The sequence below is a fragment of the Methanogenium sp. MK-MG genome (assembly GCF_009914725.1).
In the GTDB taxonomy this organism is placed as follows: Archaea; Halobacteriota; Methanomicrobia; order Methanomicrobiales; family Methanomicrobiaceae; genus Methanogenium.
Map to the genome: position 1 here is coordinate 1 of NZ_JAAAWJ010000023.1, position 23068 is coordinate 23068.

Annotated in this window: 28 protein-coding genes and 1 tRNA gene; 13 read left to right on the forward strand and 16 right to left on the reverse strand. The window is 53.4% G+C overall.

What is annotated here, in order from left to right:
- Positions 1 to 80: 80 nt before the first annotated feature.
- The gene (locus MKMG_RS05220; RefSeq protein WP_165076362.1) at positions 81 to 644 is read right to left on the reverse strand and encodes a Yip1 family protein; all 564 of its coding nucleotides are present in this window, start codon (positions 642 to 644) and stop codon (positions 81 to 83) included.
- A 121-nt stretch (positions 645 to 765) separates the two neighbouring features.
- Complete coding sequence (locus tag MKMG_RS11660; protein WP_256366065.1) at positions 766 to 891, reverse strand: hypothetical protein; 126 nt, start codon at positions 889 to 891, stop codon at positions 766 to 768.
- Positions 892 to 926: 35 nt separating this feature from the next.
- Between MKMG_RS11660 and MKMG_RS05225 the strand changes: the two genes are divergently transcribed.
- The 8 genes from MKMG_RS05225 to MKMG_RS11550 all read left to right on the forward strand — a co-directional run bounded on the left by MKMG_RS05225 (position 927) and on the right by MKMG_RS11550 (position 4044).
- Positions 927 to 1358, forward strand: a complete 432-nt coding sequence (locus tag MKMG_RS05225; protein WP_254059094.1) for a manganese efflux pump MntP family protein — start codon at positions 927 to 929, stop codon at positions 1356 to 1358.
- Positions 1359 to 1478: 120 nt separating this feature from the next.
- Positions 1479 to 1655: a HEPN domain-containing protein gene (locus MKMG_RS05230; protein ID WP_165076363.1), complete on the forward strand. Its 177-nt coding sequence runs from the start codon at positions 1479 to 1481 to the stop codon at positions 1653 to 1655.
- On the forward strand, positions 1598 to 1942 hold the full coding sequence (locus MKMG_RS05235) for a nucleotidyltransferase domain-containing protein (RefSeq protein WP_165076364.1): 345 nt from the start codon (positions 1598 to 1600) through the stop codon (positions 1940 to 1942). Before MKMG_RS05230 ends, MKMG_RS05235 begins: the two co-directional genes overlap by 58 nt.
- A gap of 957 nt (positions 1943 to 2899) precedes the next feature.
- Positions 2900 to 3103: a type II toxin-antitoxin system HicB family antitoxin gene (locus tag MKMG_RS05240; protein WP_165076365.1), complete on the forward strand. Its 204-nt coding sequence runs from the start codon at positions 2900 to 2902 to the stop codon at positions 3101 to 3103.
- Complete coding sequence (locus tag MKMG_RS11755; protein ID WP_165076367.1) at positions 3100 to 3306, forward strand: type II toxin-antitoxin system HicA family toxin; 207 nt, start codon at positions 3100 to 3102, stop codon at positions 3304 to 3306. The genes MKMG_RS05240 and MKMG_RS11755 overlap by 4 nt, the downstream gene beginning before the upstream one ends.
- A 158-nt stretch (positions 3307 to 3464) precedes the next feature.
- Positions 3465 to 3617, forward strand: a complete 153-nt coding sequence (locus MKMG_RS05250) for a hypothetical protein (RefSeq protein ID WP_165076369.1) — start codon at positions 3465 to 3467, stop codon at positions 3615 to 3617.
- On the forward strand, positions 3614 to 3883 hold the full coding sequence (locus tag MKMG_RS11545) for a nucleotidyltransferase domain-containing protein (protein WP_254059095.1): 270 nt from the start codon (positions 3614 to 3616) through the stop codon (positions 3881 to 3883). The genes MKMG_RS05250 and MKMG_RS11545 overlap by 4 nt, the downstream gene beginning before the upstream one ends.
- On the forward strand, positions 3883 to 4044 hold the full coding sequence (locus MKMG_RS11550; protein ID WP_254059096.1) for a hypothetical protein: 162 nt from the start codon (positions 3883 to 3885) through the stop codon (positions 4042 to 4044). Before MKMG_RS11545 ends, MKMG_RS11550 begins: the two co-directional genes overlap by 1 nt.
- A gap of 75 nt (positions 4045 to 4119) precedes the next feature.
- Here the strand turns inward: MKMG_RS11550 and MKMG_RS05260 are convergent, their stop codons facing one another.
- The 6 genes from MKMG_RS05260 to MKMG_RS05285 form a co-directional block, all read right to left on the reverse strand.
- A complete protein-coding gene (locus MKMG_RS05260) occupies positions 4120 to 4710 on the reverse strand; it encodes a hypothetical protein (protein ID WP_165076371.1) in 591 nt (196 codons plus the stop codon).
- Positions 4707 to 4931 carry a hypothetical protein gene (locus MKMG_RS05265; protein WP_165076373.1) on the reverse strand — a complete coding sequence of 75 codons (225 nt, stop codon included), beginning with the start codon at positions 4929 to 4931 and terminating at the stop codon, positions 4707 to 4709. The genes MKMG_RS05260 and MKMG_RS05265 overlap by 4 nt, the downstream gene beginning before the upstream one ends.
- A 647-nt stretch (positions 4932 to 5578) precedes the next feature.
- Entirely contained in the window at positions 5579 to 6013 is a 435-nt protein-coding gene (locus MKMG_RS05270) for an ACT domain-containing protein (protein ID WP_165076375.1), read from the reverse strand.
- Complete coding sequence (locus MKMG_RS05275; protein WP_165076377.1) at positions 6013 to 7314, reverse strand: phenylacetate--CoA ligase family protein; 1302 nt, start codon at positions 7312 to 7314, stop codon at positions 6013 to 6015. The genes MKMG_RS05270 and MKMG_RS05275 overlap by 1 nt, the downstream gene beginning before the upstream one ends.
- Positions 7311 to 8585, reverse strand: coding sequence for a phenylacetate--CoA ligase family protein (locus MKMG_RS05280; protein WP_165076407.1), 1275 nt, complete (start codon positions 8583 to 8585; stop codon positions 7311 to 7313). The genes MKMG_RS05275 and MKMG_RS05280 overlap by 4 nt, the downstream gene beginning before the upstream one ends.
- A gap of 215 nt (positions 8586 to 8800) precedes the next feature.
- Positions 8801 to 9394 (reverse strand): HdeD family acid-resistance protein, encoded by a 594-nt coding sequence (locus tag MKMG_RS05285; RefSeq protein WP_165076379.1) that lies wholly within the window; start codon positions 9392 to 9394, stop codon positions 8801 to 8803.
- A gap of 208 nt (positions 9395 to 9602) precedes the next feature.
- Between MKMG_RS05285 and cas1 the strand changes: the two genes are divergently transcribed.
- A complete protein-coding gene (cas1, locus tag MKMG_RS05290; protein WP_165076381.1) occupies positions 9603 to 10577 on the forward strand; it encodes a CRISPR-associated endonuclease Cas1 in 975 nt (324 codons plus the stop codon).
- 89 nt (positions 10578 to 10666) lie between these two features.
- Here cas1 and MKMG_RS05295 read toward each other — a convergent pair whose 3' ends face one another.
- Entirely contained in the window at positions 10667 to 10972 is a 306-nt protein-coding gene (locus MKMG_RS05295) for an acylphosphatase (RefSeq protein WP_165076383.1), read from the reverse strand.
- 111 nt (positions 10973 to 11083) lie between these two features.
- Here MKMG_RS05295 and MKMG_RS05300 point away from each other — a divergent pair, with 111 nt between their 5' ends.
- Positions 11084 to 11593, forward strand: coding sequence for a HEAT repeat domain-containing protein (locus MKMG_RS05300; protein WP_165076385.1), 510 nt, complete (start codon positions 11084 to 11086; stop codon positions 11591 to 11593).
- 2 nt (positions 11594 to 11595) lie between these two features.
- Here the strand turns inward: MKMG_RS05300 and MKMG_RS05305 are convergent, their stop codons facing one another.
- Positions 11596 to 12324 (reverse strand): thymidylate synthase, encoded by a 729-nt coding sequence (locus MKMG_RS05305; protein WP_165076387.1) that lies wholly within the window; start codon positions 12322 to 12324, stop codon positions 11596 to 11598.
- Between the two features lie 150 nt (positions 12325 to 12474).
- On the opposite strand from MKMG_RS05305, the gene MKMG_RS05310 reads away from it, so the two are divergent.
- Positions 12475 to 16338, forward strand: coding sequence for a DNA-directed DNA polymerase II large subunit (locus MKMG_RS05310; protein WP_165076389.1), 3864 nt, complete (start codon positions 12475 to 12477; stop codon positions 16336 to 16338).
- 106 nt (positions 16339 to 16444) lie between these two features.
- Here the strand turns inward: MKMG_RS05310 and MKMG_RS05315 are convergent, their stop codons facing one another.
- Positions 16445 to 16621 carry a hypothetical protein gene (locus MKMG_RS05315; RefSeq protein ID WP_165076391.1) on the reverse strand — a complete coding sequence of 59 codons (177 nt, stop codon included), beginning with the start codon at positions 16619 to 16621 and terminating at the stop codon, positions 16445 to 16447.
- Positions 16622 to 16914: 293 nt separating this feature from the next.
- On the opposite strand from MKMG_RS05315, the gene MKMG_RS05320 reads away from it, so the two are divergent.
- The gene (locus MKMG_RS05320) at positions 16915 to 18216 is read left to right on the forward strand and encodes an APC family permease (protein ID WP_165076393.1); all 1302 of its coding nucleotides are present in this window, start codon (positions 16915 to 16917) and stop codon (positions 18214 to 18216) included.
- 85 nt (positions 18217 to 18301) lie between these two features.
- Here MKMG_RS05320 and MKMG_RS05325 read toward each other — a convergent pair whose 3' ends face one another.
- From MKMG_RS05325 to MKMG_RS05345, 5 genes are all read right to left on the reverse strand, one after another.
- The gene (locus MKMG_RS05325) at positions 18302 to 19519 is read right to left on the reverse strand and encodes a hypothetical protein (RefSeq protein WP_165076395.1); all 1218 of its coding nucleotides are present in this window, start codon (positions 19517 to 19519) and stop codon (positions 18302 to 18304) included.
- 50 nt (positions 19520 to 19569) lie between these two features.
- Positions 19570 to 20463: a hypothetical protein gene (locus MKMG_RS05330; protein ID WP_165076397.1), complete on the reverse strand. Its 894-nt coding sequence runs from the start codon at positions 20461 to 20463 to the stop codon at positions 19570 to 19572.
- Positions 20464 to 20531: 68 nt separating this feature from the next.
- Positions 20532 to 21188, reverse strand: coding sequence for a DUF47 domain-containing protein (locus MKMG_RS05335; RefSeq protein ID WP_165076399.1), 657 nt, complete (start codon positions 21186 to 21188; stop codon positions 20532 to 20534).
- 13 nt (positions 21189 to 21201) lie between these two features.
- Positions 21202 to 22293, reverse strand: a complete 1092-nt coding sequence (locus MKMG_RS05340) for an inorganic phosphate transporter (RefSeq protein ID WP_254059097.1) — start codon at positions 22291 to 22293, stop codon at positions 21202 to 21204.
- Positions 22290 to 22529, reverse strand: coding sequence for a hypothetical protein (locus MKMG_RS05345; protein WP_165076400.1), 240 nt, complete (start codon positions 22527 to 22529; stop codon positions 22290 to 22292). Before MKMG_RS05345 ends, MKMG_RS05340 begins: the two co-directional genes overlap by 4 nt.
- Before the next feature lie 447 nt (positions 22530 to 22976).
- Between MKMG_RS05345 and MKMG_RS05350 the strand changes: the two genes are divergently transcribed.
- Positions 22977 to 23059 (forward strand) — tRNA-Leu (locus MKMG_RS05350).
- Positions 23060 to 23068: the final 9 nt, after the last annotated feature.

Below are 23068 nucleotides of genomic sequence, written 5' to 3' on the forward strand. Positions count from 1 at the left end.
TCTCCACCCTTGCGTCGGTGACAGAACTCCTGAAATGGGAGAAGAAATAGGATTTTCTGGCCTAAAATGGCCGCTTTTTTTTACGACACGGTGAGAATGCCGACCAGCATCGATCCGACAAGGGTTACCCCGATAGCGGCGAGGATCAGGTAGCCGATGAGAACCGCAAGAACGGCCCGTGTTGTTGTCATCTCCTGCAGTTCACGGATGCCGATGATGATGAGCACGAGTGACCAGGCCCACATCACAAACCCGACCACCGGAATCCACCCCAGAAGCAGGGACGGGGTGGAGGCATAGATGACTGCCTTCCATGTCTCCGTGATCCCTTCTCTGCCGCCTGCGATATATACCCAGATATGCATGTAGGCGGCAAAGATGATGGCCCCCACCAGCCCTCCGAAGAAGAGCATGGGGATGAGGGCGATTACCGAAAGACCGCCTGCCGCAATACCGGTGGCAAGGCCCGCGTAGATGCTGACCCCCACCAGCAAAAGCGCCCCTGCAAAGGCGGTGAATATCACGACCAGAACGAGCAGGTAGATGAGCGTCTCTTTCAGCGTGTCGTAGCGGATGGTATCAGCAAACGTTTCCGTCGGGTGAAAGAGCACACCCTTCATCTTCTCTGCAATGCCCGATGTCATGAACGACGTATAGGGGAGACATAAATAATAACATTATCCGGGGACCGGGAGTGGACATGAGTATCGATTCCCGGAGATGAGGCCGGAGTGAACAACCCAATATACCGGGATGCCCCAGTATTTAAGTGACAAATGGGCCGGACACGACATACAACAGGAGGACGGGTGCAGTGCAGGCATATGTGCTTTTGATCATCGCCATCGGTCTTGCGATGGACGCATTCGCAGTCTCGGTATCGGCAGGCATCACCACCAGACGGTCTCTGGCAAAGACCGGGCCTCATGGCAGCGCTGGTCTTTGGGGGATTTCAGGGGGGCATGGCCATTCTTGGGTGGTACGCGGGCAGTGCCGTATCATCGTTTCTCGCAGGCTTCGGGCCCCTCATCGCATTTTTGATTCTATCAGGTATCGGTATCAAAATGATCTATGAGAGCCGTGAGGAAGGAACCGGAGAGAGTCCGATTGAGACCATTCCTGCCCTCCTGATGATGGGCGTTGCGACATCGATTGACGCCCTCTTTGCCGGTATGGGCATCGCCCTCCTGGGTGAAGCGGTGCTCATTCCTGCAATTATCATCGGTGCGGTGACCGCTATTCTCTCGTTTGGAGGCGTCTTTGCGGGGAGATGGCTCGGCCACATCATCGGCGAGTATGCAGAGGTGGCAGGTGGTGTTATTCTCGTGGGCATCGGGCTGAAGATTCTGTTTTGGTGAAGGGGGATTGCGGGCCGGTCCTTTTTGGGAATCGCCTTATATATCTGATGTCTGTATAATACATATCCGAAAATAAACTCCTGAATACCAACAAACAGGCCGGAAAGCGATCCTTCTTTTATGGAGCTGAAAAAAGAGGCCAGGGTTCTGGATGCTGTGTATATTACAACGAGGTATCCCGACAGTATCGTTGGTGATTTGACGCCGTCTGAATACTTTGAATTGGAGGATGCAGAAGAATGCATCAGGTGCGCAGAATTAATATTGAAGAAGGCAGGGACATTTCTGAATATCTGATGGCAGAAATATCTGCTTTTGCAGAAGAGATCCGTTCCCGGATGGATACCGACAGGATCATCCTGTATGGCTCTGTGGCCCGTGGTGACTTCAACGAGGGGAGTGATGTCGACCTTCTTATCGTTGCGGACTTCAAAGAACGCTTCCACAAAAGACCGTTGGATATTTTCGGCATCACCGATCTCCCTGTCGAGCCTGTCTGCTACACACGACAGGAGTTTGAAGAGCTTGTCAAAAACAAAAATCCGTTTGTCCTTTCTGTTTGTGAAGAGGGTATATTGGTCTGACCCGGACATGGCCCGGTGACGAAGGACGCCTCCCTGCTAAGGGAGGCCCAAAATGGCATTGAATATTTGGTGTCAGTATTGATGCCCAATTCGTTTTTTCGTATTTTTTTGGTGCATTCCTCTCCAATAACGGCTTTATTCTCAGTTCGTATCTGGGAATGCATCTCCCCTCGTGGGCATCGGGCTGAAGATTCTGTTTTGGTGAAGGGGGATTGGGTGGGATGCCGGGGTGTGACGTTGGCGGTATGGCGGCAGCTTTGCAGCAGCATGGCGGCACCTGCCCGCCATGATAAAACCGGGCATTCCAATCGAATGGTATAGATCTAACAGAGAATAGAGAGACGCTTCTTCAAGAGAAGAGTATGTGGCGGAAGAATGAGACCCCACAGCACCTGTGCATCTCCCGTGCAGGGGCGGGTCCGGGTGCATGCTCTTTGGCAGATTCCACCACCCATATTGATTCCGGTGCAATTCAGGCCGAAGAGGTCAAACAAAGCAACATCCTCGCCCGGTTTGATGGCGGGCACCTGCTGCCATGCTACTAAACCCTGCTGTACATGCCACCAACGTCGCACCTGGTGTCCGCGACACAGAGCTGCTTCCTCCCCTGTTTTTGCAAAAATCGGGCCCCTTTCATCATCCCCCTGGGTGTTCAAAAATACCGGTATTGTGTGCGTTATTTGATGTTTTGAACGAATATTGTGGACTATTGAGGGGTCGCTATTGTCTGTTTTTTTGAGAGGATGTATGGCATGGATCTGGGTGAGATCGGCCCGCTCCGGGCGTCTGTGGGGATGCGTTTTTTTGGGGTTTTGACCGGTTTCGGGGGTTATTTATGCGTTACTTATGCCGTTACCGCAGCAAAACTGGCCCCCGGAAATCCATTCCCGGCTCAGCGTCTCATGGCTGCATCGTTCCACAAGGACACTATTATATGAACCGCACCATGAGTATATCATGAAGCTAAAAGTGATCATCCATGACGCAGAAGAGGGTGGTTTCTGGGCAGAAGTTCCTTCCATCCCCGGCTGTGTGGCCCAGGGAGATACCTTTGATGAATTACTGGCCAGTATATACGATGCAGTTGAGGGGTGCCTTTCAATAGATCTCCAGGACATTGATCTCTCCGGAAACGGCAGGGTCATGGAGATTGCGGTTTGAAACCCGTCAGCGGCAAAAAATTCTGCAGAATTCCCGAATCAAACGGATGGGAGCTGAAACGAATAACCGGCAGCCATCATATCTATGCCAGACCCGGAGACCCGGCCCGGATAACTGTCCCTGTTCACGGGAATACCCTGTTAAAGATTGGTTTGCAAAGGCATCTGATGAAAATAGCCAATATTGATGAGTCGGAACTTTAAGCCTGATAACAGCTCCATCCCTTCAGACACAACGATTCCATCAGGGTAAGATAATCTTTTTTACGGATATCGATTTCGGGCAAAAAAGGAGGGTCTCTCTCCACCAGCGCAAAGCCCATTCTGCATCTAATATTTGTACAGGGGGAGAGAATACCTTCATGACCACACCAGTAACGGGTCACATAGTTATCTCATCTATTGTATGGAAGGAAAAAGGGGGGCCAGGTGAGATGAACGAGTGGGAAACGCAACCCGGCATAAATGTTAATGCAGGAGAGATGCCACCTATGGATACGGGGGAACAGAAATGAGAACTACAGATGAATACATCCGGCATGCACTCAAAAAACTGAGGACACTTGAAGGATTTGAGAATGTACGGTTTATTGTCCCCTATGGCTCTGTTGCCGAAGGGAGGGCGACGGAAACCTCAGATATTGATCTCTGCATTTACTACGCCGGAACGCGAGAAGAGGGGCAGCAGTTCCGGTTTGTGCGGCCCTCTCCGAACTCTGTGATGACCGGTATGATATCCAGATCTTCGGGAATCTGCCTCTCTACGTCCAAAAGGAAGTAATGCGGGGCGGGGTGCTCTACTGCCCGGATGAGCGATTCCTCTATGATACCGCACTTGAGACAATACGGGAGTATGATGCGTTCAAACACCGCCTGGATGACTACCTCGGAGTACAGGCGATAGGATTAGGAGTGCTACGAGAGATACACTCATCTGGATAAAACTCCTGGAGATGACAGAGAGTGCTGACCTGGTGCAGGAGAATTTGCCAAATCCTATATCTTAGGCGATGACATTCATACAAATAAAAAAAATACTGCCGTAGCAGCAATACCGCCAATAAAGGAGATTAAAAGCTGGAAAAAATTTTCCCTCAGGTATAATAATTTACTATACTTTATAAAAGACTCTTTTTTATCGAGATCAATAGAGCTTAGGATGTCATCACCCATCTCTAATAATTCATGATAAGATTCTATTGATATTAAAGGAGATTTGCCAACATTATTTATTTCATCTGTTCTGGCTTTTTTAGCTAAATCAAAAAAAGTATTGCATTTATTGACAAGAGTATGTTCGCTTTCATTAACACAGTACTTACGCATATTTGTGTCCTTATAGAGACCCTCTATTAATTCATGCATTTTTAGCCAAATTAATTTTTGACAGTCAAGCGTAGCCCTTACTATGTGATTATATGCTTTTTGAAGATTCTCTTCCTTTATTTCTGGATCGTCTTCATTGGAGTAAACCGAAAAATGCATAAATGCACTTTCCATTTCAATAAGTACTTCAATGGGTTTTTGACCTAAATAAGCAAGACAATCAGCATAGGAAACCAAAAAATAATTATTTATTAGATCATTATATTCATCAATTGATATCATTTAGAGGGATTCTTTTTGGATAAAATGTTATCAATTGCCTTACCGGGATTGGTAGTATTTATTTTAAATACACTGCCTCCCTTTGCCATGATGATATTGTCAGAGCGCCTATAATCTAATTTTCGACCCTCTTTTCTCTCTACACATTTGTTAATTTCTTCAATTGTCGAGAAATTTTTTAATGCGATTTCATATTTTTTTTCGAATATTAATGATTTCATTTTTAACACTTTTTTTTTGTTTTTTGTTTTTTTTGTTTGCTAGATGTATTTTTAGTAAGTTTTCAGTATGTTTTAGATTTATTTAAACTTATTTCTATCAATTGAAACATTCTAATAACGCTTATTCTATGATCACTACGTGATCATACTGTATCTATTAACATTAAGACTTTCTGCAGAATTGACTCCTTTCAGCTCTGTAAAAATGCTGCGAAGCGAAAGAAGACGTGCATAAGTATGCAAACCGGTCGGATGCATATCAGAAACGAGGGCTCATGCCACACTCCTCTTTTTTGTCGCCCTTCCCCCCTCTATGAATCCCTGTGTTGGGGAATAGAGAGGTAAAATGAACGTATTTTATGCTCATATTTACTGCCGGAAAAATACGATTGTAATACCATTTATTTGCTGAAATGACGGCTGATTGTGGATTACTGAGCAGCCGTTATTGGTGAGTATTTTAGGAGGACGCTATGGGTTTATCTCGACTGAGATCAGCCCACTCCGGGCTGCTGTGTGGATGAATTTTTTGGGGTGGGTGTATTTACGGGTTACCTGACCTAAGGTTGGTATCTCCCCTAAATCCGAAAACAGCTCCCGTATTACCCTTGCTATTGCTGTCCGGACAAAAAATTGGTGGAACATATTCACGAAAACTCATCCGCACTCAAAAGCGTCCCGCCGCGTGCGAGAATCTGCTCCACCGCCGCATCGACGCGGTCGACCCGGAGAATGAGCACCGCCGCCTCACGGCCTGAGTAGGCATACGAGTACTCGATATTGATCTCCGCCTCCGAGAGAATGGATGCCATCTCAAAGAGACCGCCCGGCACGTCACGCATCTTCACGGCGATGACGTCGGTAAAGGATACCATGAACCCCATCGCATTGAGTTTTTCATAGGCGGCCTCCGGCTTGTCCACCAGTGCCCGCACAACTCCAAAACCGTTTGCCTCCGCTATCGAAAATGCGAGGATGTTTATTTTCTCTGCCTGCAGGGCGCCTGCGATAGCGGCAAGCCTGCCCGGTTTGTTCTCGGAGAAGACCGAGATCTGTTTGATTGTATACTGCGTTGTATCCATTACAGAACCCTCCTGTCAATGACCCGTTTTGCTTTTCCCTCAAACCGCGGCAGTGACCCCGGTTCACTGATCTCTACATCAACACTTACGTTGAGCATATTCTTAAGCGTGTGTCCGACCTTGCGCCGGATATCCAGAATATCGTTGATCTTATCAGAGAATGCCTCCGGGTTGAGCTCTACTTTCACCAGCATATTGTCAAGCGCACCCACCCGGTTCACTTCAATCATGAAATGTCCCGAGACCTCAGGGATGCTGAGAAGGGTATGCTCCACCTGCGACGGAAAGACATTGATACCCCGGATGATGAGCATGTCATCCACCCGCCCGGCGAGGCGTGCGATACGCGGGTGCGTGCGGCCGCATGCACAGAGGGAGTGATCAATGGACGTGATATCACCCGTACGGTATCGGATGATGGGCAGCGCCTCTTTCTGGAGAATGGTCACCACCATCTCACCCTGCTCACCGTCCGGCACCGGCTGGCCGGTATCCCGGTCGATTATTTCAACCAGGGCGAGGTCGCTCCACATATGAAACCCGTCCTGCTCTGTACACTCCGTAAACATCGGCCCGGAGAGCTCAGAGGTGCCGTATATGTTGTAGGCTTTTATGCCCATCTCCTCTTCAATGCGATCGCGCATCTGGTCTGACCAGGGTTCTGCCCCGAGAATGGCCGTCTTCAGGCGGGTGTCATCTTTGATTGATATGCCCATCTTTTTTGCCGTCTCGCCGATATGCATCAGATACGATGGGGTGCAGCATATCGCCGTCACCCGCAGGTCTAAGATCAGTTCAAGCTGGCGTTCGGTATTGCCCACCGATGCCGGCACCACAGAGGCGCCGATGCGTTCCGCCCCGTAGTGCAGGCCGAGGCCGCCGGTAAAGAGGCCATAGCCATACGCCACCTGCACCACATCACCGCGGCCGACACCGCAGGAGGTGAGGGCACGGGCTAAGGACTCAGTCCAGTTATCAAGGTCATTTTTTGTGTAGCCTACAACAGTCGGCTTTCCGGTCGTGCCTGATGAGACATGGTAGCGCACCAGTTCCTCCGGTTCTGCCGTGAATATCTTGTCAGGATAGTTGTCCCGCAGATCGGATTTGACCATATAGGGGAGTTTCACGACATCCTCCAGCCTGTTGATGTCATCCGGGTGGACACCGTGTGCCACCATCCGGTCATGGTAGAAGTTCGAGAACGAGTAGAGCCGGTATACCAGTGTCTTCAACAGCTTGAACTGCATTCTCTTCAGTTCAGCCTCAGGCATCAGTTCCATATTCGGGTCCCAGGCGATCACAGGACATCACCTCTCCGGTCAATGACCCGCTCTGCCTTCCCCTCATAGCGGGGCAGGGAATCCGGTTCAACCAGTTGTACACGGGTCCTGAGGTTGAGCGCATCTTTTAATGCCGCCACCACCCGGTTCTGCGTCCGGGTCAGGTCTTCGAGTTCACCGCTGAATGCACTGCGGTTCATCTCCACTTCAATCGTCATCTCGTCTAAGTGGTTCACACGGTCGACATACACAAGGAACTCATCGCCCACCTCAGGCACCGAGCGTAACACATGCTCAATCTGGGACGGGAAGACATTGATGCCCCGGATGACCAGCATGTCATCACTCCTCCCGTGCAGGCGGGCAATCTTCATACCGCGACCGCAGGGGCATTCCTCTTCAAGAAACATCGTGATATCCCCCGTCCGGTAACGCAGCAGGGGCATCGCTTCTTTTACGAGCGGGGTGACCACCAGTTCACCGCGTTCACCGGGTTCGAGTACTTCACCGGTCTTCGGGTCGATTATCTCTGCCAGGTACATGTCATGCCAGATGTGCAGGCCGTTTCGTTCCGGGCACTCAAACGCCGCACCCGGCCCGTACATCTCAGACATGCCGTACGAATCATACGCCGTCACGCCGAGTTTCCCCTCAAGCACCCGGCGCATATTGTCAGACCAGGGTTCTGCCCCGAATATGCCGGTCTTCAGCGTCGGCAGCGTGGTTCCTGCCTTCTCGGCCACTTCTGCGATGTGCATCGCATAACTCGGCGTGCAGTGAAGGGCTGTCACCCCAAAGTCATCGATCATCTCAATCTGGCGGCGGGTATTGCCGGTGGCACTCGGAACGACCGTCATCCCGACCTTCTCGGCACCGTAATGAAAGCCGAGCCCTCCGGTAAATAGACCGTAATTCACCGCATTCTGGAAGACATCCTCATCTGAAAGACCGATCATCGTCAGGTTCCGCGCAATGAGTTCTGACCAGTTATCCAGATCCTGCCGGGTGTATCCCACCACCGTCGGTTTTCCTGTCGTCCCGGATGTGGTATGGATCCGCACAACCTCCTTCATCGGCACCGCAAAGAACCCGAACGGGTAGCCGCCCTGCAGATCTGTTTTCCGGGTAAAGGGCAGTTTCTGCACATCGTCAACCGTTTTGATATCCTCAGGACGAACACCTGCCTCCTGCAGCATCCTCCGGTAGAACGCTACGTTTCCTGCCTGCTTAACGGTCCACCTGAGCCGTTTTGCCTGAAGGGCGTGCAGTGCATCACCCTTCAGGTTCTCCATCTCCATGTTCCAGTATTTCATTCTGACAACCAACTGATTGTGCCGGGCCGGGCAGCGTGTATGCCCGTATCGTCCGGCCGGATAAATTGTGTATCCCAAAGGGCGCAGCAGCACCCGGAATAATCATAATATAACTATGCAGTGATGAACTGAAAAAATATTGCTATGCCGTAGCATAGCACACCGGATATTTGGAATATTACTGGGCTGTCCTGTCAGAACCCGGATTCCTGCATGGCCTTCTTCATCTGAGACTGCATGATAAACCCGAGGATGATTGTCATGATTCCGATGATCAGGGCAAACAGGCCCAGTACCCATATGAACGCTGCTGTCAGGGCAAGCGGATAGAGGATGACATAGATGCCGAATATCAGGAAGAGCACTCCTATGATAAAGAAGAGAATTCTGTACCAGTGGAACTCCGTTGCGGTAAATGCCGTATGGAGCGCACCAAATCCTGATATAAACGCCCAGAGACCCAGCATAAAGGCAATCGTCAGACCCAGCACCGTCGTATTCATCAGCGCAAGGACACCGATGATGACGCCGATAATGCCCAGAATGACCATGAGAATCTTTCGTCCGCCGGAGTCTTTGCTCACCACTGACTGAACAATCATCGACAGACTGTAGAGCACAATGATAATGCCCAGCAGGATTGCAAGTAAACCGAAGATAAACTCAGGGAAGGCCATGGCAAGGAGGCCAAGGGTGATTCCGATAAGGCCCTGCAGGATAAACACCCACCAGGCAGCGGAGATCAGTTCATCTCCGGAGACCATTACTTCTGTTTGTTCAAATTCCATAGTTCTTCTAATGCATATGAATAATATATAAATTCGCCTAAAAATTAAGATTAAATTAACTTTGAAGAGCAATTTGCCGCCATTTTTTGATAAATTTTTCCGAAATTCTGTTTCATTACGCTGTGCGGCGGATGAACCGCCCAAGAACTTAAACGATGAATTAATGTACTGAGGGAGTACCTGAGTACTGTATCTATCGTGTGTACATATGACAAGCGAACACTCCTGGCATGTAGTGGCGGGTTTCGGCGCCCACATCAAGTCAACCGGAACAACACTCAGTATTCTTTACAAAGGCGAACAGAAGGAGTTCCCGCTTCCATCGGTACAGCACCTGCTTCTTGTGGGAGGGCACAATATCCATACCTCTGCGGTGACCCGCCTGCTGCGACAGGGTTCATCCGTCTCATTCTTTGACGCGGACGGGACACCGGTCGGCATGCTCAACCCCTTCGGCAGTGACGTGGGGGCGGATATCAGGGAAGCCCAGCGGGCCCGCATGCCCCACGCCTTTGCCCAGGAAATTGCACGGGTCACACTGAAATCACGGCTGCTTGCAATTGAGCGAACAGAGGACCAGCTGGGTGAGAGCCTGTTCTATAAGGGGGAACAGGAGATTATGCACAATCTCCTCTCAGACCTCGAGTATCTCATCACCATGGACGAACTCCGCCGTGTGCACAGACTGGCCGGTGACATGTACTACGAGATCATGGCACGCAGCCTCTCACCGGAACTCGGTTTCCGTCGCCGGACAAAACGGCCCCACCAGGACCCTGTCAATGCCATGCTCTCGCTGGGGTATGCCATGCTCTTCGGCAATACCATCGTATCTGTCATCGGTGCATATCTGGACCCGGATTACGGATTTATGCGGGAAGGGGAACAGTCGCTTGTGACAGACCTCATCGATCCCCTGAAGACGTCGATGGTGGATGCGGCGGTCTTCTCCATCGCAAGGGCAGGCCTGATTAACGGCAGGTTCCAGGTCAGCACCAAACGCTGCCATCTCAACGAAGAGGTGATAGACGCCCTGATTGCCGCCCTCCGTGCCTCAATAGACCAGGAGATTATCGACGACAATGTGCTCTCCCTTTCCCAGGCAGTGATGGGTGAAGGACTGTTCTCTCTTGCATACCGGATTCCCGGACTATACAGAGAAAATGTCCCGCAGTGCCGATGACGGGGTTTAGTCCCCCGGGAACATTCAACTCTTTTTTTAATATTATTGATCCCATGGAACACCGGTGATCCGAATAGTTGTCTGACCGGTTATTCCGGCACAATGATGGAGAACCCGTCAAACTCACAGAGTTCCGGGTCTGTGATCTCCAGGTCCCGGACAAGAGCACGGGGACAGGAGTAGAGAAGAGATATGAATTTTTCGAGAATAACCTGTTCGGCAGTGGCACGTATAGCAACGGTTCCGTCCGGCAGGTTCATGACAACTCCTGTGACGGTCAGGTGTTGTGCCATCTTTTTTACGCAGGCACGGAATCCGACATGCTGAACCCGTCCGGTAACGATGATTTCGACTGTGCGCTGTAGTGCGGCGGTCTCCGTGGCATCTTTCTCCATGATATTCCTTCTGTACAGATGAGGTAGGCAGACTTCACAGATAATGTATTTGATTCCCTGCTTTGCTGACCGAACAAGTGATACCTGTTCTGGTGAAACAGTATTATCAATATGGGAGATATGGAAGAGATCAACGGATTTATCGAGACGATCAGGACAGGAGATGTAAAGGCCCGCCGTGAGGCGGTCAACGCCGTTGCAGCCTGTGGCAGTGAGGCGATAGACCCGCTTACCGGCGCACTCATCACCGCAGAGGACAATGACGTCCGGTGGTACCTGGCACGGGCGATTGGTATGATAGGCGAACCTGCCATTGAAACACTCATCTATCTGCTGACCGTCTCAGAAGACCCGGAGACCGCCCGGTATGCGGCAGCAGCACTCGGAGAGATGGGAGAGGTGGCCCTCGAACCGCTCATCGCGCTCCTGGATGACGAAGACGCACAGGTCCGTGGATTCGCCGCTCTCGCCCTCGGACGAATGGGTGAACCGGCAATAACACGTCTGGTGACGCTCATCGAAGAGTCCGAAGGCCTGCGCAGGCGCTGCGCAAAGATGACCCTCTACCGTATGGGCGGGGGAGGGACCGAAGCCCTTGCCCGTTCAGTGATGAATGAATAAGCCTATATGCTGATATAGGCTCTATTGTCCAGTTTTTTTATCAGGTCTGCAAATCCCAGGCCGTTCACGTACTTCATCAGCTCCTCATGGTCACGTTCATAGTAGATATGCGCCGAGACCGAGGTGTGGGAATACCAGCCGACAGGGAGGCTGAGGGCATCTGCGATATGCTTCTGCAGATGAACCAGTGCATACATGTTCGCACCGAGTGCAGAGAGCATGTCATTGGACCGGAACTCGACATGCATATTGAGGGCGCCGTCCCGCACCATGCACTGGATACGCTGGAGGCAGGGGGGGTTCCTGGAGGCATCGTCATACTCCGGGTACCAGGTGATACCCTCCGCCCGCCTTGAGGCAGGGTCTGACCGGAGTTTTTCAATGATATATGCCACCTGGTCGATACCGTCCCCGTCTCCGTCCCCGCGCGTGTTTCCGGCATCATCGCGTCGCGGGTAATCAAAGAGGCGGTCATGATAGGTGTAGACAAACTCGTTCTCCGTACCCTCGATGAGGTCATGCACATACTGCTGCATCGCCCGCTCGCCGAACATGTTCCAGGGACTCACCATGTAATCTGCAAACGGGTCACCCACGTGAATATTGAAGGGTTCCGGCAGTTCCAGCGTCTTTTCACCGTCTTCGGTGACAAGAAACGTCCCATGCCGCACGATGGTTTTAATTACTTCTTCATGTGCCTTGCCAAGGCAGAATGCACGGACATTAAACATAACTGATATCGCTCCGGAGGCACCACTGCCGGTGCCTGCATATACAATTTCTATGTGCCACCCTGAGAGATGAAGATTTTGAATAGAGCCGGCAGATCATACCGGCATGAACACAAATGATAATGAGTCTCCGGGAGGCATTACATCTTCATGCATGCGTCACCGGAGATGGAGGCTTACTTTGCCGGGCTTGAGGCAAAGCTCAAAGAGGCGATCGTGGTCGCCAATGAGGCGCGGGCAAAGGGGATTGACCCGCGGACTGCAGTGGAGATTCCGGTGGCAAATGATCTCGCCGACAGGGTGGAGGCCCTGCTTGGCTATAAGGGCGTAGCCGCCCGGCTGCGTGAACTCGGTGAGACGTTGTCACGTGAAGAGGTGGCACTCAAGATTGGTGACGACTTCATCGCACACCGGTTCGGGGAGACCACACGCGAGGAGACCCTGGACCATGCCATCCGGACCTCGATGGCCCTGCTCACGGAAGGAGTGGTGGCAGCACCCACCGAGGGCATTGCCAAGGTGGGCATCGGCAGGAATGATGACGGCACTGATTACCTGAAGATATACTATGCAGGCCCCATCCGGAGTGCAGGAGGAACCGCTCAGGCACTCTCGGTTCTGGTGGGCGATTATGTCAGGCGCGGCCTGGGGATGGCACCATATATTCCCCGTAAAGAGGAAGTCGAACGCTACGTTGAAGAGATCAAAAAATATAACAGCCAGGTCTCTCTGCAGTATCTCCCGTCTGACGATGAACTCAGGGTTATTATCCGCAACTGCCCGGTCTGTGTGGAAGGGGAACCAACCGAACGCGTGGAGGTCTCCGGATACCGCAACCTGGAACGGATTGAGACCAACACGGTACGCGGCGGCATGGCACTCGTCGTGGCAGAGGGGCTTGCCCTCAAGGCACCGAAGATCAAAAAGACCGTCGATAAGGTGCACATGGAAGGCTGGGACTGGCTGGACATCATCATATCAGGGGCATCCAAGAGCAAAGGCGACGACGAAGACGGGGAAGACAAGAAACCGGGTGTCAAACCGAAGGACAAATTCATCCGCGACCTGATTGCAGGCAGGCCGGTCTTCTCATACCCCATGCGGGCGGGAGGTTTTCGCCTCCGCTACGGCCGGTCACGCAATACCGGGTTTGCGGCGGCAGGGTTCAGTCCGGCCACTTTGCACATACTAGGGAACTTCCTTGCCGTCGGCACCCAGATGAAGGTGGAACGGCCGGGCAAGGCAGCAGGTGTGGTGCCGGTCGACAGCATCGAGGGGCCGACCGTAAAACTGATCGGTGGCAGTGTACTGCGCATCGACGATGCAGAGACCGCCGTCCGCCTGATGGGTGATGTGGAGGAGATTCTTGACGTCGGCGAGATGCTGGTATCATATGGAGAGTTTCTGGAGAACAATCACCCGCTCATTCCACCTACCTACTGTGAGGAGTGGTGGAGACTGGACGGCGGCACGCATACCCCGGCAGATGAGGTGGAGGCAATTGAGATGGCATGTGCGGGAGGCTACCTCCACCCGGCATACACCTATATATGGGACGATCTCACGGCACAGGACGTCCGTGCTCTCGCTGACTGGGTGGCGGCCACAGGCAGCATCACCCCTGACGGTCTCACCCTGCCTGCGGATGCACCGGAGAAGCGGCACCTTGAGATTCTCCTCGTCCCCCATACCGTAACGGACGGAACCATTCTCATCACTACACCGAAGGTAGTCTGTGCATGCCTTGGCCTCACAACAGACCTGAAACAGAAGAGCGCCTGGGAGACGGCACCGGACGGCGATGGCCTCTCTCTTGCCATGCACCTGTCGGGCATACGGATGCGGTCGCGTGCAGGCATCCGTATCGGCGGCAGGATGGGCCGACCCGGTAAATCAAAGGCACGCGAGATGCGTCCTCCGCCCCATGTCATCTTTCCGGTCGGGGATGAAGGCGGTTCGCGCCGTTCATTCCAGGAGGTCTTAAAAGGGAAAGGCAACCGGAGCAGCACCATCCGCGCCGATATCGGCCAGCGGCGCTGCCCCTCCTGCGGACAGGAGACCTACAGGAACATCTGCGAATGCGGCCACCATACAGAAGCCGTCTTCACCTGCCCACGCTGTGCCCGTGAACTGAACGGGGAGACTACCTGTCCGGTATGCGGTGCAGATGCTGTCTGCCTGCAAAAAGCAGAGGTCAATATCAAAAAGGAGTATGCAGACGCCCTCGGTGCACTTGCCATGCGCCCGAATGAGGTTGAACTCCTGAAAGGTGTCCGCGGGCTGATTTCAAAGGAACGGGCCGTTGAACCGGTTGAAAAAGGCATTCTCCGGGCAAAAAGGGACCTGTATGTCTTCAAGGACGGCACCCTGCGCTATGATATGATTGACCTGCCGATCACCCATATCCGGCCAAATGAAATTGGTGTGAGTGTGGAAAGACTCTGCGAACTCGGCTACCCAAACGATATCGACGGGGTGCCCCTCACCCGCACAGACCAGGTGCTGGAACTCCGGGCACAGGACATACTCGTCTCCGAAGACTGCGCCGGATGGCTCCTGCGGGTGGCAAAATTCATTGATGAGATGCTGGAGAAACTCTACGGAATGCCCCCGTATTACAATGCAAAGACGCGGGAGGATATCGTCGGACAGCTGGTGATGGGCCTGGCACCGCATACCAGTGCAGGAGTGCTTGCACGTGTCGTCGGTGTTTCAAAGGCCCCGGTGGGATACGCCCACCCGTATTTCCATGCGGCAAAGCGCCGCAACTGTTTTGCACCTGACACGATGATCGAAGTCTATGACGGTGCAGAGTGGCGCAGCCTGCCCATCGGGCACTTTGTGGTCGAGAACTTTGACCTGGCCCGGCCCGGTCTGGACCAGGCGGGCACCTACTACTCCGACCCGAAGGCATCCTTCTGGGTGCATGCCCTTGACACCAACGGGATGATACACCTCCGGCAGGTGACCTCGGTCTCGGTTCACCGGGCGCCGGACCATCTGATCCGGTTCACCACCAGCCGGGGAAAGCATGTGACCGTCACACCGGACCATGCCATGCTCGTCTCTGACCTCGCATACCAGCGGAAGACCCGTGCGATGGAGCTGAAGGAAGGCGACTCTGTCCCGGTCTATGAAGGCCGGATGATGATCACGGATCAGATACAGACAAAGGAATACATCCCCAACTTCGGGGAGTATGTCTACTGCCTGACGGTCGCAGAAGATCACACCCTCGCTGCAAACGGCATCTTCACCGGCCAGTGTGACGGTGATGAGGACTGCGTGATGCTCCTCATGGACGGACTGATAAACTTCTCGCGTTCGTTTCTGCCGGAAACACGCGGCGGGTCGATGGATGCACCGCTGGTACTCACCTCCAAACTGGACCCTGCTGAAGTGGACGGTGAATCACACAATGTCGATGCCTGCCGCTCATACCCGATTGAACTCTATGAAGCGGCACTGGAATACCGCCACCCCAAAGAACTCGCAAAGATCATTGACCATCTGGGAAACCGGCTGGGCACACCCGGGCAGTATGAGGGTGTGGGGTTCACGCATGATACGAGCGATATATCAGCAGGCCCGCTTGTGTCTACCTACACCACGCTTGCCTCCATGTCCGAAAAACTGGAGGCAGAGCTGGAACTGGGAAGAATCATCCGGGCAGTGGACGTCTCCGATGTCGCGGAACGTGTGCTCAAAACCCATTTCATACCGGATTTGCAGGGCAACCTCAACGCATTCTCACGTCAGAAACTCAGGTGCCCGACGTGTAATACCAAATACCGCAGGATGCCGATGGCAGGGAAATGCCGGTGCGGCGGAAAGATTATACAGACCGTCCATGAGGGGTCGGTAAAGAAGTACGTCGAGATGTCACGGAAAATTTGTGTGGATTACGACATATCGGAGTACACACGCCAGCGTATTGAGATGCTGGAGATGTATCTGGTATCAACATTTGGTGAGGAAAAGGAAACCCAGATGTGCCTGGGCGATTTTATGTGAGAGAGAGAAGCAGAGAGGGGAAGCCCCCTCCCTGCCGGTATGAGTACGCCAGTATTCATGCGGGGACGGGCATACTCACCACACGGGGCAAAAGATGCCTGAAGCTTTAGGATACTGCTTCTTCCCCGGCCCTGGTTGCAAGCGGCAGTTTCCGTAATGCCCGGCCGTTGACCCGTTTCCACTCTGCCGCACCACCCGTGACCGGACAGAAGGCAGGTAATTTTTCATCCAGTGTAGTTATGGTACACGGTTTTGGACACATTTCACATCTGAATATCTTCATCTCTTCAACCCCCGGTTTCCAGGAAACCGCAGAGTACGTGATGCCCCCGGAAAATAATAAAAGTATACAACGATGCAACCGCCAATTACGACAAAACTGATTTTAATCCTGAATTCAGCCAATTTTAGGGATTTTTCGAGAATCGCATAACCTTTATGTGTCGCCCCGGATCTTCATATATTAATAATCTCATTCCGGCAACCGGCCCCGCAGGTCAGACATCCGGCTATGCAGCAGCGGTGGTGCACCGGTGAACATATTACCCCCGGCGTCGATGCACATTCAGTGAGCATATGACCCCTGACAAGACTCCATCCCTTCGGCGCAGCCTGACATTCCCGGCAGTTGTCCTCTCCGGAGTCGGGGTGATACTGGGTGCGGGCATCTATGCACTGATAGGTGAAGCCGCAGCGGTGGCGGGCAATGCCATCTGGATATCCTTTGTGCTCGCTGCACTCATCGCCTCTTTTACCGGGCTTTCCTACATGGAACTCTCATCCATGTTCCCCGGTGCAAGCGCAGAGTACGAATACTCCCGCCAGCCCTTCGGGAATATGATTGCATTTCTGGTCGGCTGCATGGTGATACTCTCCGGCATCGTGGGTGCTGCGACAGTCGCCCTCGGGTTTGCCGGCTACTTTGCCGGTGCCACAGGTGCCCCGGTGCTTCCTGTGGCAGTCTGCCTCTTAATCCTGCTCACAATCATTCTTCTGACAGGCATCCGCCAGTCTGCTGCCTTTGTAATCGTATTCACCCTGATTGAGGCCGGGGGTCTCATTGGCATCATCATCATCGGCCTGCCGTATATCGGGTCGGTTGATTATTTTGCCGCACCGGAAGGGGTTCCGGGTATCTTTGCCGCGGCAGCCCTCATCTTCTTTGCATACCAGGGGTTTGAGGAGATTGTCAAACTCTCGGATGAGACCGTTCGGCCTGAACGCACCATCCCCGCGGCCCTGCTCATGGCAATCGGGATCACGATTGTCCTCTACATCGCAGTCTCGATATCTGTCGTGAGTATCGGCGGTTATGAGGCCATCGCCGGTTCACAAAATCCCTTTGCCCAGATTGCCGGTCAGGCGATTCCCGGCGGCTATATGCTTTTTACTGTAATTGCCCTCTTTGCAACGGCAAATACCGCCCTGCTGATGATGCTCGCCTCATCCCGCATTCTATACGGCATGGCAAAGAAGCAGACACTGCCTGCTGTGATTGCGTATGTGCATCCGGGAAGGCAGACACCGGTGGTGGCCATTGTGGGTGCAGCCCTCATCTCTATGGTCTTCCTCTTACCGGGAAACATCCGGGATGTGGCCCTGATTGCAAACTTTACGCTGTTCATCACGTTTATCGTCATCAATGCCGCCGTGATCCGGCTCCGGCGAACGATGCCTGACGCACCCCGGCCCTACCGGGTGCCCGGAACGGTCGGGAGTGTGCCCGTCCCTGCCGTCCTTGGGATTGTGACCTGCCTCTTCTTTCTCTTTCAGCTTGACTGGCAGATCATCCTCGTCGGTATCGCGCTCATTGCCGGTGCTGCCGGTCTGGGGTGGATGATGTCGCTGCAGAGACAAAGAAGGGATCAAGGGCAATAGGTGCACCGGACGAATTCACCACAAAAAACCCGTCTGCCGGAGCAGGTAAAATAGTTTTTTTGAGAGAGAGCTCCCTGGAGTCAGGTCACTTCTTCCTGCCAAGGGAGACTACAGCAAGGGCACCTGCTGCACAGAGTATTCCAAACCCGGGAGCTGATGTCGTCTCAGCTACCGGACCCGTGGTATTTCCGGCTGCTGCAGAGTCCTGCCATGCTGCAAGCACGAGATGAGCATTCTTAAACATTTTTGACTGCACCCATGTTGCACGGCTGCCGTCGACGGACGGAAATGCCACGTCACCGTCTATTTCAAGGCGGGAGACGTCCCCTGTCTCTGCACTGACCGTGATGACAACAGACTCTGATATGCCGGTCTCAACTACCCAGCTGATGGTCTCTCCGTCTGTGAAGAGGGAGTCAAAGGACGCCTTCAGGTCATCTGCCGTGGGGTTTTCCACTACCCGTCCGGTGATCGGGCTGAGGGTCACGTTCGTTTTGTTTTTGACGGAGTAGCGGGTCAGAATATTGGTGATGCCCCGGTTTGGTGGGGAATACTCAACGATACGGGTTTTATAGAGGAGCACATCCCCGCCCAGGGCATAGGCATCGACCATGGTGTCTGTGGTATTGGTATGGATGGGATCAGTGACCGCGGTGCTCTGTTGGGAGGGGATGTCATACAGGCTGAGAGCGGATGTGTTTGCATCCCGGAAGGCGATGGTATCACTATCGAGCACAACAGATGCTCCGTCTTCCGGATGTACCGGCAGGGCCCCGGTTGTCTTCGCCGCAATATCATAGAGTGAGAGCGAGGTGATGTAGGTATCTCCCGGAGTTTCTGACCAGATGATCCGGTGGCCGTCGGTCTTCGGCCACTCTGCCGAGGGAGACGTGCGTATGGCCGTGGTGGTACTGGTGGCAAGAGAGAAGAGAAGGATGCTGTTGTTGAGGCCGGTGGGCTCACGGGTAAATCCCTGCGGCTCTTCAAACCAGACAACCGCATCCCCTGCAATCTCTCCGCCGGTGAGGGTCATCTGGCCGGAGGCGTTTGCAATAGTGGTGGTCCTGCCCGTGTCTGCGTCATACAGCAAAAGGCCCCGTGGCGTGGAGAGATTGATTGCTTCCCCGTATGCAACAGAATATACCACATGGGAACCGGATATATCGGCTGCAATGGGCTCGGGGTCTGACGGCGAAACGGTCTCTGTCACCCAGCTACCGGCAGCGGCAGCCGGGACAAAGAGACAAAGAACAAGGAGAATGGCTGCCGCCGCATGCCAGCGGGGCATTGGATTGGGATTCATAATATGGTAGTGAGTGTCTTTGCCTGGATAATAGTTGTGATATCCTGCTTTCACCCGTCCGGTTGTGTGGAAAGGCCCGCCCTGCAGCGTGCAAGCATCGTTCCTGTCTCGTCCGGGTGGCGGAGATCCGGGATGATGAGGGCATCATACGGCAGCATCTGTATCCCCCTGAATATACTATCCCATAACATTACGTCATCCGGTCCGGCGTCCGCGGGCCGCAGGAAGAAGCCTTTCAGGGACTCTGCGGGGAGTGGCGCAAGGAATGTGGAGAGGGGAGCTTTTGCATGATGGGCGGCGGTGTCAAGGGCAGAGAGGTCGAGAAGCACGCCGCATGCATCACAGCACTCCGGCGCCTGTGCCTGCATGGAAAGCCAAAATTCACGGATATCATCTCCCGACTGTATCAGCGATGGGTATCCGTTCTGTATCAGCACCGCAGGAACGGTGGTGCAGGCATTGGCATAGGCATCTCTGATATACCGCATCGCCCGTGCAATCGCGGAGAATGTCATGCCATGTGCCTTTCCGGGATGGATGACAATCGCATCAGCCGGCTGTCCGATATGGTCGGATATGAAGACCAGCATCTCGACAAACTCAGTCAGCCAGACGCGGTCGTCCCACCGGAGGGTCGCTGCCGGGTGCCGTCTGCCAAACCGGTCTGTGTGCGGAAATGAAATTTCTGTATTAAGGATATACCGCATCCCGCCCGGAAGACGGTTTCCTTCGCCGTAGAGAGATGCAATGGCGGCAGGTGTCAGCATCGCATGCATCGGAAGGCCGGTTGCCTCCTCCTCTGCCACACTACTGACAAACCCTGCGGTTATTTCACAATATTCACATTCATGTCGGACGGCCTCCTCCCACCGGTCGGCAAGACCCCCGCGGAAGGCGTCAGTCTTCTGCCTGAGAGAGGGGCATACATACGATACCTGCGTCATATATAAACAGAGTGTCTGGTCACCATTGGGGAAAAAAGCTGTGGATCTGTTTGCAGGGAAGGAATGTGTTATGCAAGCCCGACAACTACCTTGTGCATGATATAGAGCGTTATTCTCAGGGCTTTCCCGGCATCCCGGAGATGGTGGTAAATTTCCCGTTTTTTCATGGCATTCATCGCATCGTCACTACAGAAAAGGTCTGCCATGCAGGTGATATAGTGGTCCTCTATAATGTGAACATGCCTGCGCCCTTTCCGGATGGAATCCTCGACCCTCCCATTGTCAATGCCCAGGTAACGCGTCCCCTCCACCACATGGCGGGTGCCATGGAGAAGGGACAGTGACATCTCCCGGATGGGTTCGTCAGGACTGACATTGAAGGCATGCATCTCGCGGGCGGTCTCAACGGCATAATTCAGAATATAATCGATATTCCGGGAGAGCATGTAGATGTCCTGCCGGTTAAACGGCGTGGAAAACGCCTCGATGAGTCTGGCCTCCAGTTTATACCGGAGGAGGTCGACCTCGCTCCCGACACTGATGAGTGCGTCAGGGGGTGTCAGGGTTTCCTCATTGATCCACTGAATAAACATCTCCATCCCCGCGAAGGTGCTCTCTGCCTGTTCGACAAGCATTGCTTCAAAGTCATATTTCTGCGGGAAGATCGAGTCGAATATACTCCGTTTTTTCCCGGTTTTTTTGGGTTCATTCGTTTTTTCGTCCATATGCTCCCACCATTCAGATACGCTGTACAAGAAACAGCAGTGCCCCGGAGAGCACCATGGTTACAGGAATCGTCAGTATCATGGAAATGATCAGTTCCTCACCAACCCGCCAGCCTACATTCCGGGGATTCTCTGCGGCCCCGACGCCGATGACTGACATGGTGATGATGTGCGTGGATGAGACGGGGGCACCTGCAATCGTGGAGAGGCCAAGCGTCACCCCGGATGATATCTGCGAATCCATGGAGTGAACCGGTTCGATGGCAAATATCCTGCGTCCGATGGTCTTCATGATACGCCATCCGCCGCCGAGGGTTCCAAGAGAGATGAGCAGCGCACAGGTAAGCCGTGCCCAGAAAGGGACGGCGAGGACGGCAGACTCCCCTGCGGCAAGGAGGACGAGGGCGATGATACCCAGCTGTTTCTGTGCATCATTTGCCCCGTTAAAGAAGGCCATCCCTGCCGCTGCCACCCAGTTGATACGGATAATACTCCGGTTTATGGTGCGTTTTGCATTCCTGAACAAAACCCGGGTACACCTGCGCATCACATATCCCCCCGCAAGTCCCAGCACGATGGATATGATGAGGAAGAGCATGACTTTGACCATTCCTGTGATCTCATGCGGGGGAGCGAGCAGTTCAGCCACCCCCCAGTAGACACTGCCTGTGCCTGCCGCGGCGATGCCCGCTCCCATAATTCCCCCGATAAGGGCATGGGTGGAGGAGGAGGGGAAACCGAAGTACCATGCCCCGAGATTCCACGCCGAGGCCGCGAGGAGGGCTGCGAGGAGCACCTGCAGGACGAGAATGTCTGACGTGATGGTGAGCAGGCCGGAGAGTGTGAACGCGACCGCACTCCCGCCGAAAATGGCCCCCAGAAAGTTTACGCCCGCCACCATCACGATGCCCTGCCGGGGGGTGGCCGACCCGGAGGCGATGAATGTCGCGGCAACGGTGGCCGCATCCTGAAAGCCGTTGGTAAATGTGAAGGCAAAGGCGAGGATGATGGTGACAACGGCGATGAGGAGCATGGGATGGATCTCTTTTCTGGTGCGAACAACGCCAGGGTGGGGGGCAAGGCGTATGCATGGGTTTTCCGTCAACCGGCCTTATTATATCTTCGCCTGAAGAGGGGATGGGAGTCCGCCATCCCGGACTTCTCACCAGGCCACTCCGTCCTCAACCCTTTGGACGGTTCTTTGATCTTCAGCCGCCTGTGTGCATGCGGTGCATGCTTCTGAAACAGGAGCCCGGACTTCCGCCGCGTTGCGCCCTGCACAACTCTGCCTGATCCCATCGTATCCTGCATTGCCCCATATCGTTCCCTATTGTTTCCCATTGGCCTGCCTGACAACCGGACCTGGGTGCAGCACAAAATGAGTCCCGGAATGGCCCGCCGCCCGGTTGGAAGAAGCCGCTACATCCCAAAAATCAGATGCAATTCATTATTACCCTTAGGAATCAAACAAATTATCACCCTGTCCTCACTGGTTCACACTAACACAAACCCTTTGTAGGTCAGGGTCCCCAATAGTTTGTTCGTATCAGCAGGGCGGTATCCGTCTGTTTTTATCCGTCGCGGTGATCTTCTCAGTTTTTGTGGAATATTTGATTGGTGTTATTCTCAATCGCATTCTCCGGTGTTGTGATGCAGACGTGTGGCCATCGACATGGGGCGTGCATGAGGGAGCCGCTCTTTACCGGCGCACACAACAAACAATGCACAACGCACGCATATCAGTAACATCAATATCAGAGAACACCAATTAAGTTACGCACATTTTGCGCGAGGGTAGCCAAGTGGCCAACGGCGATGGACTCAAGATCCATTCTTGTAGGAGTTCGCGGGTTCGAATCCCTCCCCTCGCATGTTCTAAA